The organism is Frankia sp. ACN1ag (assembly GCF_001414035.1).
Taxonomy (GTDB): domain Bacteria; phylum Actinomycetota; class Actinomycetes; order Frankiales; family Frankiaceae; genus Frankia; species Frankia torreyi.
The window spans coordinates 143,471-157,551 of record NZ_LJPA01000006.1; the positions used below are offsets into that span (position 1 = coordinate 143,471).

The 14,081-nt window shown below is 72.4% G+C and carries 10 protein-coding genes and 3 pseudogenes; 10 read left to right on the plus strand and 3 right to left on the minus strand.

Annotated elements, in window-relative coordinates; all coding sequences use genetic code 11:
- The first annotated feature begins 431 nt into the window (after positions 1-431).
- The 3 genes from UK82_RS07120 (at position 432) to UK82_RS07130 (ending at position 3,210) form a co-directional block, all read left to right on the plus strand.
- A complete protein-coding gene (locus UK82_RS07120; RefSeq protein WP_044884611.1) occupies positions 432-1,241 on the plus strand; it encodes a ComF family protein in 810 nt (269 codons plus the stop codon).
- Positions 1,242-1,569: 328 nt separating this feature from the next.
- Complete coding sequence (gene hpf / locus UK82_RS07125) at positions 1,570-2,364, plus strand: ribosome hibernation-promoting factor, HPF/YfiA family (RefSeq protein ID WP_055406670.1); 795 nt, start codon at positions 1,570-1,572, stop codon at positions 2,362-2,364.
- Positions 2,365-2,496: 132 nt separating this feature from the next.
- Entirely contained in the window at positions 2,497-3,210 is a 714-nt protein-coding gene (locus UK82_RS07130; protein WP_044884609.1) for a response regulator transcription factor, read from the plus strand.
- Between the two features lie 4 nt (positions 3,211-3,214).
- On the opposite strand, the gene UK82_RS07135 is transcribed toward UK82_RS07130, so the two are convergent.
- Positions 3,215-3,784: a GNAT family N-acetyltransferase gene (locus UK82_RS07135; protein ID WP_044884608.1), complete on the minus strand. Its 570-nt coding sequence runs from the start codon at positions 3,782-3,784 to the stop codon at positions 3,215-3,217.
- Positions 3,785-4,128: 344 nt separating this feature from the next.
- Between UK82_RS07135 and UK82_RS36365 the strand changes: the two are divergent.
- Positions 4,129-5,193: pseudogene (locus tag UK82_RS36365) on the plus strand (preprotein translocase subunit SecA); the annotation flags it as partial.
- Between the two features lies 1 nt (position 5,194).
- A pseudogene (locus UK82_RS36370) lies at positions 5,195-7,089 on the plus strand (SEC-C metal-binding domain-containing protein); the annotation flags it as partial.
- A 94-nt stretch (positions 7,090-7,183) separates the two neighbouring features.
- Here the strand turns inward: UK82_RS36370 and UK82_RS42415 are convergent.
- Entirely contained in the window at positions 7,184-7,648 is a 465-nt protein-coding gene (locus tag UK82_RS42415) for an Rv3235 family protein (RefSeq protein ID WP_370657175.1), read from the minus strand.
- A 1,897-nt stretch (positions 7,649-9,545) separates the two neighbouring features.
- On the opposite strand from UK82_RS42415, the gene UK82_RS07155 reads away from it, so the two are divergent.
- Positions 9,546-10,115 carry a hypothetical protein gene (locus tag UK82_RS07155; protein ID WP_044884604.1) on the plus strand — a complete coding sequence of 190 codons (570 nt, stop codon included), beginning with the start codon at positions 9,546-9,548 and terminating at the stop codon, positions 10,113-10,115.
- A 29-nt stretch (positions 10,116-10,144) separates the two neighbouring features.
- On the opposite strand, the gene UK82_RS07160 is transcribed toward UK82_RS07155, so the two are convergent.
- On the minus strand, positions 10,145-10,381 hold the full coding sequence (locus UK82_RS07160; RefSeq protein WP_009740318.1) for a helix-turn-helix domain-containing protein: 237 nt from the start codon (positions 10,379-10,381) through the stop codon (positions 10,145-10,147).
- Between the two features lie 504 nt (positions 10,382-10,885).
- Between UK82_RS07160 and UK82_RS07165 the strand changes: the two genes are divergently transcribed.
- The 4 genes and pseudogenes from UK82_RS07165 to UK82_RS36375 all read left to right on the plus strand — a co-directional run.
- Positions 10,886-11,659, plus strand: coding sequence for an SAF domain-containing protein (locus UK82_RS07165; RefSeq protein WP_055406673.1), 774 nt, complete (start codon positions 10,886-10,888; stop codon positions 11,657-11,659).
- Entirely contained in the window at positions 11,656-12,990 is a 1,335-nt protein-coding gene (locus tag UK82_RS07170) for a chromosome partitioning protein (protein ID WP_044884602.1), read from the plus strand. The genes UK82_RS07165 and UK82_RS07170 overlap by 4 nt, the downstream gene beginning before the upstream one ends.
- Before the next feature lie 440 nt (positions 12,991-13,430).
- A partial coding sequence (locus UK82_RS07175; protein ID WP_236705607.1) for a transcriptional regulator occupies positions 13,431-13,849 on the plus strand: 419 nt, incomplete at its 3' end.
- 1 nt (position 13,850) lies between these two features.
- Positions 13,851-13,931, plus strand: a pseudogene (locus tag UK82_RS36375) (transcriptional regulator); the annotation flags it as partial.
- Positions 13,932-14,081: the final 150 nt, after the last annotated feature.

Genomic DNA, 14,081 nt, shown 5'->3' on the forward strand with positions numbered 1-14,081 from the left:
TGAGGCGACGTGGCTCCAGGCTTTCGCGGTCAGGGGTCTGTCCGGCGGCGGGGCGCCGCGCGGGGCCGTCCCCGTTGTCAGGATTCTGTGCCCTGGGACGGGGGTGTGCCGAGGCCGGCGCGCGGATATCGCCGGTCATGGCCGGGATCGCCCGCCCGGACGTGCTCCCGGTCGGCTGCACTGCGCACCGTCCGCACTGCGCACCGTCCGCTGCACGGAGATGATCCGCCCGGCAACGATCGTCTCAGACGGCGCCCGGGTGCCGTGCGACGACCTCCCCCGGCCCGCTTCTCTCCCGCCCGCTCCCTGCGGGCACCGGCCCCGGAGAGGTCCGTGGATATTCACAGCCGGTCGGACTGCGCGGGGTGCGTTGTCCACAGATCGCCCGCGGGGGCTGGCGGACGCATCGGCGGATGGTGATCCTTCCTCCTATGGCCCGCGCCTTGCTGCCCCTGCTCATCCGGAACCTGGCGATCCTCGCCGACCTGATCGTGCCGCTGTCGTGCGCCGGCTGCGGCGGTCGGGGGGCGGCGGTGTGCCCGGCGTGCGCTGCGGAGCTGCGCGGTCCAGCCTTCCTCGCCGCCGCGGGTCCCATGGCCACCCCGCGGCGGCGAGGGCTGCCGCCGTGCCTGGCGGCGGCTCGCTACGGCGGCCGGGTCCGGTCGCTTCTGCTGGCCTACAAGGAGCGCGGCCGAGTGGACGCCGCCCGGCCGCTGGGTGCCGCACTGGCCGGCGCGATCGCGCGGGCGTTGCCCGCAGCCCTGGGCGCGCCCACCGGGACGTCCCGCACGTCGGCCCCCGCGCCTGCGTGCGTGCTCGTGCCGGTGCCCTCGACCGCGGCGGCACGTCGTCGGCGCGGCTTCGATCATCTGGCACTGCTGTGCTCCGCAGCGGCCACCGTGCTGCGCCGGCACGGTCACCGGGTGCGCATCGCGCCCGTGCTGCGGCCGATGCGCCGGCTCGCCGATCAGGCCGGGCTGGGTGCCGCGGCGCGGGCGGCGAACCTCGCCGGCGCCTTCGAGCTGGCGAATCCGGCGCGCGCGGCCCGGCGTGCGGCGTTGCCGGCGGGCGCGCGGGTCATCGTCGTCGACGACGTGCTGACGACGGGGGCGACGGTGGGGGAGGCGGTGCGGGCGCTGCGGGCCGCCTCGGTGCGGACCACCGCCGTCGCCGTGGTCGCCGTCACCGATCCGACGCGCGGAAGAGCCGCCCTACCCGCGATCCACGGCCCGCCGGGGTGAAACTGCCGGTACGCACCGTCCGTGTCTGTCCGCAAGGGGCGAACGAACGGGCGGCGGCGGGCCCTGAGGCCTGTCGGGCGTAGCGCATGCGTCGTGCGGATGCTGGGCCGATGGGCGGAGTAGGCCCGCCGCTGCGGGGAAGGAGGCGAACGCGGGCGACCAACCGCAAACGGCACGACGGGAAGGTGCGACAACCGTGGACAGGGCGTCCGTGGATCGTCTCGGCCCGAGGCCGGACGGATCCCGGGGGGCGCCACAACATACCGGCGCACGGCCGGCCCCCGGCGCAGGTCGCGTCGCCGGGATTGGCGAACGGGAGGTGGATCGCGTGGACATCGTGGTCAAGGGCAGGCACACCGCGGTTCCGGAACGGTTCCGCAATCATGTCGAGGCCAAGCTCGCCAAGTTGGAGCGGCTGGACTCCAACATCATCAGCGTCGACGTCGAGCTGTCGAAGGAACACAACCCCCGGCAGTCCGACGTCTGCGACCGGGTTGAGCTCACCGTGTACTCGCGGGGCCCGGTGATCCGGGCCGAGGCCGCCGCCGCCGACTGCTACGCCGCCCTCGACCTGGCCACCAGCAAGCTCGCCGAGCGCCTGCGCCGGGCCGCCGACCGGCGGGTCCGTCACCACGCCAACCACGCCGGTGCCAAGCAGTCCGGCATCACCTCCGTGCCACTGGAGAGCCTGATGCCGCTGGATGGCACCCGACCGGCCGACCTGCATCCCGCCGCCGAGGCGGCACCGTCCGGGGGAAACTCGGCGCGCCCGGTCGTCGCCGCCCCCGCCGACTCGCTCGCCGCGGCCCACAGCCCGACTGGCCGGGGCGCGGCGGAGGAGCAGGAACCGCTGGTCGTGCGGGAGAAGACGCACGAGGCCGACCCGATGACACTCGAGGACGCCCTGTCCAACATGGAGCTGGTCGGCCACGACTTCTACCTGTTCCTGGACGTCGACCTCGGCCTGCCCAGCGTGGTCTACCGCCGCGTCGGGTACGACTACGGCGTGATCAGGCTCTCGGGTCCGGCCGGGGCGGCGGCCGCCGCATCGCTGGACGCGCACCGTGACGTGGACCGATCCGCGCCGGATCGCGGCGCGTTCGCGAACTCGGCCGCTCTTTAGACGATCTGCAGGTCACGCCCACCGGCTGACGTGGGACCATTTGCCTCGGGTGTCGGAGTGCACGGCACTCCACCCCGCGCGCAGTCGCGCGGGGTGGAGTGGCCCGGGTGAAAATGGTCCTAAGGAGGTCAGATGACGGTGGAGGAGCAGCGCTCTGAGGATGTGCTGCCGACGCCATCGGAGGCGAACCCCATCCGGGTGCTCATCGTCGACGACCACGCACTGTTCCGGCGCGGGTTGGAGATGGTGCTGGGCCAGGAGGTCGACATCGAGGTCGTCGGGGAGGCCGCGGACGGGTCCGAAGCCGTGACGATGGCGAAGGAGATGGCTCCCGACATCGTGCTCATGGACGTGCGGATGCCGCGCCGCGGCGGGATCGACGCCACGAGCGCCATCAAGGAGGCGGTGCCGAGCGCGAAGATCGTCATGTTGACGATCAGTGACGAGGAGGCCGACCTCTACGACGCGATCAAGGCGGGGGCCATGGGCTACCTGCTCAAGGAGATCTCCATCGACGAGGTCGCGGCCGACATTCGCGCCGTCTACGGCGGCCAGAGTCTGATCAGCCCTTCGATGGCGTCGAAGCTGCTCAGCGAGTTCGCGGCGATGATCAAGAACAAGGACGACCGGCCGCAGCTCCCCACCCCCCGGCTCACCGACCGGGAGATGGAGGTGCTTCGCCTCGTTGCCAAGGGCATGAACAACCGCGATATCGCCAAGCAGCTCTATATCAGCGAAAACACCGTGAAAAACCACATCCGAAATATTCTGGAGAAGCTGCAGTTGCATTCCAGGATGGAGGCGGTGGTCTACGCGGTCCGGGAGAAGCTGCTCGAAATCACCTGAGTCATCACCGCGGGTCCCCGGGCGGGGGCGGGTCGTCCGGGAGCCGCGAGCCCACCCAGCAGTCGACCCGCCGTCCGTCGCCCACCACCAGGGCCCGTCGCAGGGTTCCCTCCAAGGTGTATCCGGTTTTCTCGGCCACCCGGAGGGAGGCGACGTTGCCCACCGCGGCCCGCCATTCGATCCGGGCCAGTCCCAGTGCCCCGAAGGCCCACCTGGTCAGCGTCGCCACCGCCTGTGACATCACGCCCTGGCCGCGTGCCGACGCCGCACACCAGTAGCCGATCTCGGCGCCGCTTGGGGCGGTTAGCTGGAGCAGCGCGATCGAGGCCAGCAACTGCTCGGTCGTCGCGTCGACCACCGCGAACGCGGCTCCGGTCCCATCGGCCCAGGTCTGGGGTGCCTCCCGGGTGACGAAGTCCTCGGCGTGGTGGCGCCCGTACGGAGCGGGCAGCCTCGTCCACCGGGAGATCTCCGGATCCTGGCAGGCCTGGTGGACGGCGTCGACGTCGTAGGGGCGCCAGGGGCGCAGATGGAGGCGGCCGGCGGTGATCTCCACCGGTTCGAGAGACGGCATGGCTCTTCTTCTACCGGCTCACCGCCGGGCCGCGCCCCTCATTTCCGACCGGACCGCGACCCAGCGCCGGTGCCGTCGTCCACTCGCCCGGGCACCTCGCGGCGCCCCCGGTCGTTGGACGGGTGACGGATCGCGGGTACCCGCGTCGTCGCCCAAGTTGTCCTGGTCGTTTGTGCCCGCGCAATCCCTGCCCAGGGGCGTTGGCGCCTCGTCCCCGCATCCACAGCCCATCGTCGACCGCGGCCGGAGGAACCGCGTCCCGATGGATGTTGTGGGGGACGGTCCAGGGGCTAGCATCGTGTGGTCGGTGCCTCGCCGACATGCCTGCCGGAGGAGTTTCGCCCGTGGTTCTAGACAAGATCTTGCGTGCCGGCGAGGGCCGGATTCTGCGCAAGCTCAAGGCGATCGCCGAGCAGGTGAACCTGATCGAGGACGACTTCACCGGGCTGTCCGACGGCGAGCTGCGCGGCATGACCGACGAGTTCCGTCAGCGTGTCGCGGAGGGCAAGGAGTCCCTCGACGACCTGCTGCCCGAGGCATTCGCCGCCGTCCGGGAGGCGGCCCGGCGCACGCTCGGCCAGCGGCACTTCGACGTGCAGATCATGGGCGGCGCGGCGCTTCATCTCGGCAACATCGCCGAGATGAAGACCGGTGAGGGCAAGACGCTGGTCTCCACCCTGCCCGCCTACCTGAACGCCCTGGCCGGCAAGGGCGTGCACATCGTGACGGTCAACGACTACCTCGCCCAGCGCGACGCCGAGAACATGGGACGCGTCCACCGTTTCCTCGGCCTCACCGTCGGGGTGATCCACCCGCAGATGCCGCCTCCGGTCCGTCGCGCCCAGTACGCCTGCGACATCACCTACGGCACGAACAACGAGTTCGGATTCGACTATCTGCGCGACAACATGGCCTGGAGCGCGGACGAGCTGGTCCAGCGCGGCCACAACTTCGCGGTGGTCGACGAGGTCGACTCGATCCTCATCGACGAGGCCCGCACGCCGCTGATCATCAGTGGCCCGGCGGACCATCCGACCCGCTGGTACACGGAGTTCGCCCGAATCGCCCCCCTGCTGGAGCGCGACGTCGACTACGAGGTCGAAGAGGGCAAGCGGACGGTGGCCATCACCGAGTCCGGCGTCGAGAAGGTCGAGGATCAGCTCGGCATCGAGAATCTCTACGAGTCGGTGAACACGCCGCTCGTGGGCTACCTGAACAACTCGCTGAAGGCCAAGGAGCTCTACAAGCGGGACAAGGACTACATCGTCACCGACGGCGAGGTCCTTATCGTCGACGAGTTCACCGGCCGGGTGCTGCACGGCCGGCGCTACAGCGAGGGAATGCACCAGGCGATCGAGGCCAAGGAAAAGGTCGAGATCAAGCAGGAGAACCAGACCCTCGCGACGATCNCCCTGCAGAACTACTTCCGGCTCTACGACAAGCTTTCCGGAATGACCGGTACCGCCATGACCGAGGCGGCCGAGTTCCACCAGATCTACTCCCTCGGCGTGGTGCCGATCCCGACGAACAAGCCGATGATCCGCAACGACCAGCCGGACGTCGTCTACAAGACCGAGATCGCGAAGTTCGACGCCGTGGTCGAGGACATCGCCGAGCGGCACGAGAAGGGCCAGCCGGTCCTGGTCGGCACCACGAGCGTGGAGAAGTCCGAGTACCTGTCCAAGCAGCTCACCAAGCGGGGCGTGCCGCACGAGGTCCTCAACGCCAAGCACCACGAGCGGGAGGCGACCATCATCGCCGAGGCGGGTCGCAAGGGCGCCGTCACGGTGGCGACGAACATGGCCGGCCGCGGTACCGACATCATGCTCGGCGGGAACCCGGAGTTCATCGCCCAGGCCGAGCTGCGCCAGCGCGGGCTGTCGCCCATCGAGACCCCCGAGGACTACGAGGCGGCCTGGCAGGAGGCGCTGGAGAAGGCCCGTCAGTCGGTGAAGACCGAGCACGAGGAGGTCGTCGAGGCGGGCGGCCTGTACGTGCTCGGCACCGAGCGGCACGAGTCCCGGCGCATCGACAACCAGCTACGCGGCCGCGCCGGCCGGCAGGGCGACCACGGCGAGTCGCGCTTCTACCTCTCCCTCGGCGACGACCTCATGCGGCTGTTCAACGCGGCTGCCGTCGAGGGGATCATGGATCGCCTCAACATCCCCGAGGACGTCCCGATCGAGTCGAAGATCGTGACGCGGGCGATCCGGTCGGCCCAGACCCAGGTCGAGGGCCAGAACTTCGAGATCCGCAAGAACGTGCTCAAGTACGACGAGGTCATGAACAAGCAGCGCACCGTCATCTACGAGGAGCGCCGCAAGGTCCTCGACGGCGCCGACCTGCACGAGCAGGTGCGGCATTTCGTCGACGACACCGTCGAGGGGTACGTGCGCGGTGCCACCGCCGACGGCTACCCCGAGGAGTGGGATCTCGACACCCTGTGGACCGCGCTCGGCCAGCTCTACCCGGTCGGGGTGGAGGCGCCCGACACCGACGATCGCGACGGGCTCACCCCCGATCACCTGCTGGAGGATGTCCAGGCCGACGCGCAGGAGGCGTACGACCGCCGCGAACTCGACCTCGGTGAAGGCGCCGATGACGAGCCGATCATGCGCGAGCTGGAGCGGCGGGTCGTCCTCGCCGTGCTGGACCGCAAGTGGCGCGAGCACCTGTACGAGATGGACTACCTGCAGGAGGGCATCGGCCTGCGGGCGATGGGACAGCGCGACCCGCTGGTCGAATACCAGCGCGAGGGTTTCGACATGTTCCAGACGATGATGGAGGGCATCAAGGAGGAGTCCGTCCGCCTCCTGTTCAACGTCGAGGTCCAGATCGCCGGTCAGGAGACCGAGGCGGCGCCTGCGGAGAGCGTCGCTGTCGCCCCGGCGGCCCCCGCGGGAGCCGCCGCCCTGCCCGCCGCGGTTGCGCCCGTGGCCCTGCCGGACGCCGAGGACGACCGGGCGGCCGCGCGCCGGACTCCGCCGGAGGTTCCGGCCGCACTGGCGCCGCCTGCCGCGCCGCCTGTCTTCGTCAAGGGTCTCGAGCCGCGTCGCCCGACCGGCGGGCTTCGCTACACCGCGCCGTCGGTCGATGGCGGTGCCGGACCGGTGACCATCCTGGACTCGGGCGCCGAGTCGTCGGTCGGTGGCGGTGCGGCCCAAGCCGCCCATGGTCCCGCCGGCGGATCAGCGGCAGGTGCGGGTGCTCGCCCCGCTCGCAACGCCCCCTGCCCGTGCGGCTCGGGTCGCAAATACAAGCGGTGCCACGGCGATCCCGCGCGGCGCAACGCCGAGGTCGAGTAAGGGACGCGCTACCCGCACCTTCGCTCCCGGCCGTCGGACGGCGGGTGACCCCGCTGCCCGACGGCCGAGAAGCTGGCGCCGGGGCACCGATCGGTCAGCCGACCTGCAGAGTCGTGACTCGCCATCGGCCGCCGGTGGCCTCCATCCGCAACGCCAGCGCTGCGGCCCGCGCGCCGCGGCTGATCACCGCAGACACCTCGGCGACGCCCGGCCGCGGCTCGCTCACCCGCACGCTGCGCACCTGGCCGCGGCGGCGGTCGCTGAGCTGCGCGGCGATGCGCTCGAGATCGTTCTGAAGCCGGGGAGTCGTCCAACCGGCGAGGTGGGACACGGGACGGACGCCGCCGAGCGCCTCGACGATGGCCCGGACGACGATCACCGCGGCCTCCCGCGCGGGCGCGGTCGGTCGGCCGGCCGCCGGGCCGCGGGCCGCTCGGCGTCCCGTCGCGGGCAGATCGCTCGAGGCCGGTCCCAGCGTCGAGCCGGCCTCGGTGAACACCTGCTCCGGCACGGTTAGCTGCCGGGGCGAGCGGTCCACGACGGCGTCCGGGCGGCCCACGACGGTGTCCGGGCGGTCGGCGTCCGGGCGGTCGGGGGCCTGGCCTCCGGGGGGAGGGGCGGAACGTCCGCCGCCGCGGCCTCCGCTGGAGCCGCGGCGATGGCCGCCCCCGCCGGGAGCGGCCGCGGGCCGGCCTGACCGGTCGGCGGCGCCGCCGGCTCGCCGAGCGGGTCGGATCCGAGTGTGGGCCGGTCGACCGCTTGCGGCTACGGGCTCGATCTCGTCGTCGTAGGGCGGTTCGTTTGGGGCTACGGGGAGCAGCCGCATGCCGGGGACCGAGTGTGGTCGCCGGGGCAGGGTCAGGGCACAGGTGGCGGTCACGGCAGGCTCCGATGGTGGCGGGCGGGGTCAGGGCCCGGATGGCGGTTTGAGGCGTTGGCCGGGAAGGATCAGGTTCGGGTCGTGGCCGATCACGTCGGAGTTCGCGGCCCACCAGCGGGGCCATTNGGCCGCGATCTGCTCGTGTGTGGCGGTGGGGCCGAGATGACGGGCGGCGATCGTCCACAGGTTGTCCCCGCGCAGGACGACGACCTCCTCGGCCTCGCCGGCGCGAGCCGACTGGCCGGTGCCCGACGGGCTGGCCGGAACGCCGGTGCCGCGGTGCGAGGACGGGACAAGCGGGTCGCGTGCCGGCGCCGAGGACGCGGGTTGTCGCGCGGGCGCCGCCGAGGCACCGCCGGCGGGGGCCGGGCCGGTCGGTGCCGTCGACGGCGCCGCGGTGCGCGGCGGATCGGTAGCCGGACGCTCAAGATCCGGCCAGCTCACCGACGTGCGTGCCGCGATGAGCCGGACGGGGGGGCCGGGGTCAGGGGCCGCCGGAGCGCCGCTCTGGGCGGCGTCCGGAGAGTGGGGCGGTGTCGACGAGGTCGACGCCGGTGCGGTTGCGTGCAGGTCGACGACGGGGATGGCCTCGCCCAGGCCCGGCACGGAGATCGTCGGGCTGGCGCCCTCGTCTGCGGTGGTGGCCGGGGTGGCGGAGGCCGGGCGGCCGAGGTCGGGTAGCCGGGGCGTGGCCGGGGCGGGGCGATCGAGGTCGGGGCGATCGAGGTCGGGCAGCCCGACCGCGCCGGGTGAGGCCGGCGCCGGACGGGCCGCCTCGCCGTGGTAGGTCACGCCCTGCAGCCGGGGTCCGGGCGCGGCGGAGCGGGCGCCGGCCGCGCCGGTCGGGGCCGTGTCGGTAGCGGCCGCGTCGGGCGCCGTCGCGGCCGGGCGGTCGAGGGACGGCAGGCCGGTCGCGTGACCTGAGGCCGGCACCCCCGCGTCCCCGAGACCGACCGTCGCCGGGCGGCCGAGATCGGGGAACGTCGCCGGCGCCGTGACGCCGATCCCGGTCGCCGGGTGGCTGCCGGCGGCCGCGGCGGGCATCGCCGCCATCACCGGCGCGACGCCGGCGACCAGGGTGACGCCGAGACCGATTTCGATCATCCGACGCATCGCGCGGGGCAGGATCAGGCGGGCCAGCGCCGCGCTGAGCCGGCCGACGCCGCCGGGGATGGCGGCGGCCACGCCGAGCAGGACGCCCAGGCACAGCCAGAGCAGGCACAGCCACGCCACCGCACCGACGACCGTAACGAGGGCCTGCTCGGGTGCCGCGGTGAACCAGTCGGGCACATCGCCGACGCCGGCCGGCAGGTCCGCCAGCCGAGGGCCGAAGACGATCAATATGATCGCCGTGCCCGCGGCTCCGGCCGCACCGGCGAACAGCGCCAGTGTCCGCCGAGCCGCTCCCGCGATCATCGTCGCTGCTCCTGTCTGCCGGATGTCGTCGAACGACTTCGTTTGCCTATGTTTGGTTGTGTAAACCTCTGGCGTCCCACTGTCAATCCCGCTTGCGTCGTGCGTGAGGGATCGAGTCGCCCGGTGTGCAGCGGAACGTACCCGTACGGGAGGAGACCCGATGCGTTGGGAGGACCTGTTCGCGGACCTCGAGCTGCAGTGGGAGGCGAACGAGGCTGCCGAGCTCGCCGCCGAGCTCGCCGACCGCAGCCGCCGGGAGGCCGCCTACCTGCGGCTGATCGATCGCCTGCGGCCCGTCGTGGGACACCCGGCGCGCTGCCGGGTGCTGGGCGGGCAGCGGGCGCCGGAGACGCTGCACGGCACGCTGTCCGCGCTGGGGGTGGACTGGTTCCTGCTCGCGGAGCCCGGCGCGACGGAGGTGCTGGTGCCGATGCGCTCGCTGCTCGCGGTCGAGAACCTGCCGGTCGTCTCCGCCCAGCCGGGGCACGAGGGGCCGCTGGCCGCGAAGCTGGACCTGCGGTACGTGCTGCGCGGGCTCGTTCGGGACCGCTCCGTGTGCACGCTGTTGTTCGTGGACGGGACGAGCCTGCACGGGACGCCGGTCCGGGTGGGGGCGGACTTCCTGGAGGTCGCCGAGCACGCGGTGGGCGAGTTCGCCCGCCGAGGGCGGGTCCGGTCGGGGTGGACGATGCCGCTCGACGCGATCGCCTACGTGCGCCGCGTCCCCTGACCGGTCCGGGGAGTGGCTCGATGGCGGTGTCAGTCCTCCGGCACGGCCTCGTTGCGGCTCATGGGATTGGCCGCGACGAAGGCCCTGGTCTGCTCGTAGGCACGCTGGATGTACGCCTCCAGCTCCGAGCGTTCCACCCGCCACTGCCCCCGACCGCCGATCTTGATGGCGGGGAGCTCGCCCGAGCGGACGAGGGCATAGGTCTGGCTGGACGAGATGTTGAGGATGTCCGCCACATCGCTCAGCTGAAGGAAGCGGTCGTTCATCAAAGTCCTCCTACTGAGGGCGGATGTCTCTCCTCACGTGTGTATCAGAGATTCCACTGTTCATCGCGTCCAGATGCTTCAGCTTGTGGATAACTACGCGCGGACGCCCCCGAAAGCTCTCGCTCGTGGCTGTTCTGGTCCGCTACCATCCGCGCCTGCCGTCGCCGGCCGGCCGCCGGGCCCGGCGGCTCCCTGAGCTGCGTCGCCACCCGTGGGAAGCGGCGCGGAACGCCCGGGCGGTCGGACCCGGCGACGCGAAAATCGCGCGGCTTCGTCCCGGCGCGCATCGCACCGGGCCCGCTGCGCGTCCAACTGGTGAGCTCAGGACACCCGGGATGTCGCTGCGCGCGGGCGGTCGGTGGACACCGATTGTCGACGGTGGCGTTCCGCAGCGGAATCCTCGCTGGTTTCGGTGGGTTCGGGGCCTTCGACCGCGTACGCTCTGCGACCGGAAGGTGTGAACATGCACCAATGGTCCGGCCAGGAGAAAAGGGAGGTCTCCCGGTGACCGAGCTCGCCGCGGCGCCGGTCCGTCCCGAGGCGCCCCCGCCGCCGGGCTCGCCTCCCGCCCGCCGGCTGACCCGGCGGCGCTGGCGGGACTCCCGGCTGCTCGTCGGGGTGCTGCTCGTGCTCGTCTCGGTCGTCGTGGGGGCGCGGCTGTTCGCGTCGGCGGACTCGACCCGGCAGTGGGCGGTGGCGAGGACCGGCCTGCCCGCCGGGCACGTCATCGTGGCGGGGGATCTGACCACGGTGTCCGCCCGGCTCGATGCCAGGACGTCCGACCGCTACTATCCGGGCGGCCGGCTGCGTGACCTGACCGGTGCCACCCTCGCCCGGCCCGTCGACGCCGGGGAGCTGGTCAGCGGGGCCGACTTCGCCGGGCGGAACACGCAGTCCACCAGGCTGGTTCCGGTCATGGTCAAGGCGGGCCGGCTGCCCGTCCTCGAGCCCGGCGACCACGTCGACGTCTACGTGTTCTCCGCCGGGGCCGCGGCGGCCACCGGCTCCGGGGACCAGGCCGGCAACCAGCCGAACCAGCCGGCGCCGGCCGCGGGGGCCGGCGCCGAGTCGCTGGTCCTGCACGACGTCGAGTTCGTCGGGCTGGAGAAGCTGGCCAGCGGTGACCGCTCGCTGACGTTGCGCGTGCCGGTCGACAACGCGATCCAGGCCGTGGCGGCGTCCCAGAGCGAGCGGGTCGACGTCGTGAAGCTCGAACGGGACTCCCGCGGCGGCGTCGGCTCGACCGGACCGACCACCGTGGCGGGGTACGGCCGGTGAGCCTGCCGATCCTGACCGCGGTGACCGACTCCGAGGTCGAGGCCGGCCTGGTCTCGGCCTTCGATCGCCGCGATCTCGGCGTCACCGTGGTGCGCCGTTGTGTCGACCTGCCGGATCTGCTTGCTGCGGCGACGACCGGTGCGGCGCGCGCGGCGCTGCTGTCGGCCGATCTGCGCCGGCTGGACCGCGATGCGCTGACCCGCCTGGCGATGGCCGGCATCGCGGTGGTCGGCCTGATCGCGCCCGGGGACGAGGACGCGGACCGCCGCCTGCGCCAGCTCGGCGTCGCGGCGGTCATCCCCGCCGACGCCACCGCCGAGGTGGTTGCCGGCGCCGTCGTCGAGGCCTCCCGTGCGCTGGCGTCCCACGCCGCCGGCCCGGCGGCCTGGCCCGCCGCCGCCTCCTCCTACAGCGAGCCGCTGCTGGGCTTCGGGCAGCTCGCCCCGGCCGGCACCGGCACCGACGGCCTCGGCCTCGGGGAGGCCGGTGACGGCCGGGTGATCGCGGTCTGGGGGCCGGCCGGAGCGCCGGGGCGCACGACGATCGCGCTGTGCCTCGCCGCCGAGATCGCGGCCTTGGGGTTCTCGACGCTGCTGGTGGATGCCGACTCCTACGGCGGGGCGATCGGCCAGCTCGTCGGCCTGCTGGAGGAGGCGCCGGGCCTGGCCGCCGCGGCCCGGTCCGCCAACCAGGGCCTGCTCGACGTGCCGCGGCTGGCCGTGCTGTGCCGGGACCTGGGCGAGGGCCTGCGGGTGCTGCCCGGCATCTCCCGGCCGTCGCGGTGGCCCGAGCTGCGCCCGGCGTCCATCGAAACGGTGCTGTCGATGTCCCGGCGGCTGGCGTCGTACGTGGTGGTGGACTGCGGCTTCTGTCTGGAGACGGACGAGGAGCTGTCCTTCGACACCGCGGCGCCGCGGCGCAACGGCGCGACGCTCGCGGTGCTCGAGGCGGCCGACATCGTCCTCGCGGTCGCCTCGGCGGAGCCGGTCGGTCTGGTCCGGTTCGTCCGTGGACTGGCCGATCTGCGGGAGGCTGTCCCGGCGGCAGATCCGCTCGTGGTGGTCAACCGGCTGCGGGCCTCGGTTGTCGGCGGCGACCCGTCCCGGGAGGTCGGCCGGGCGATCCTGCGCCACACCGGGACCGAGCCGGTCGCGCTCGTGCCCTATGACCTCGCCGGGCTCGATGCGGCACAGGTCGCGGGTCAGCTCCTGCGGGACATCGCCCCCACCTCCCCCGCCCGGCTCGCGATCAGGGATCTGGCCGCTCGGCTGGCCGGGCGGCCCGCGGTCGGCCGCCGGCGCCGCAGCGGGTTCCGGCGCCAGTCGCGCTAGGTGATCGTCGGCCGGTGAGCGCGGCCGACTGGACCGGGCGATGACAACTCACCGTTACGCTCACGGCATAACCGTGACATAAAGCATTCGTCTCATCATGAATGTGTAGCGGTCATGGTTACAGCGAGCGATTCGTGGGCATCGCTGTGTGGAACGGTTCCGGTCAAGAAGTGAAGGGGATCTTACTCAAAGCTTCCAGTGGCAGGAGATCGGCCACGAAAGGACGTCGGTCTGATGCACTATGAAGTATGAACGTTAATGGCGGCGCAGTCACGCTGCATAGCGTGATGCAATGTATGTCTGCGTGAGAGTCCCCTTTCGGCAACGTTACGTTAGTGTTGAGCAGGCCTCGAAGGTGCCATCCGGAGCGCGGCCGCAACCGTGTCCGGGGAGCCGGAGGCACGGGGATGCTCGGGCGAGACGGCTAGGGGGTGTGTCGGGTGAGCCGGGAGTACGCGAAGGCGGTGGGCGCCCGCCTGCGGGCGATTCGGATACAGCAGGGGCTGTCGCTCCAGGGGGTCGAGCAGAAGTCGCGCGGCCGCTGGAAGACCGCCGCCGTCGGCTCCTACGAGCGCGGGGACCGGATGATCAGCGTCCACCAGCTCTCCGAACTCGCCGGGTTCTACGGAGTGCCGGTGTCGGCGCTGCTGCCCAGCGAGGACCAGTTGCCCCCGCGCGAGCGCCGCCCGCGCACGGTCCTGAACCTGGAGAAGCTCAGCGAGGCGCCACCCGACACCTCCGCGCTCGTCCGGCGGTGGGTGGCGCAGATCCAGCGCCAGCGCGACGACTACGCCGGGCACGTGCTGTCCATCCGCGACGGCGATGTGCGCGCGCTCGCCCTGCTGCACGACACCACGCCNCAGGAGTTCGCCGAGCGCCTGCGCAACTGGGGCGTCCTGGAGACGACCTTCCCCGAGGAGAGCGAGGAACCGCCGGAGTAGCGGCGAGAAACCGCCGGCGTAGTCCGGTGGCCCGTCCGGGCGCGTCACGCGCCGCAGGCAACGAACGGTCGACGTGGACCGTGGACTGCGACTGGCCCATCCCCGGGAGGTCCCATGCGGCGCACACCGCCGCCGGCGGCCGCCCGGTCC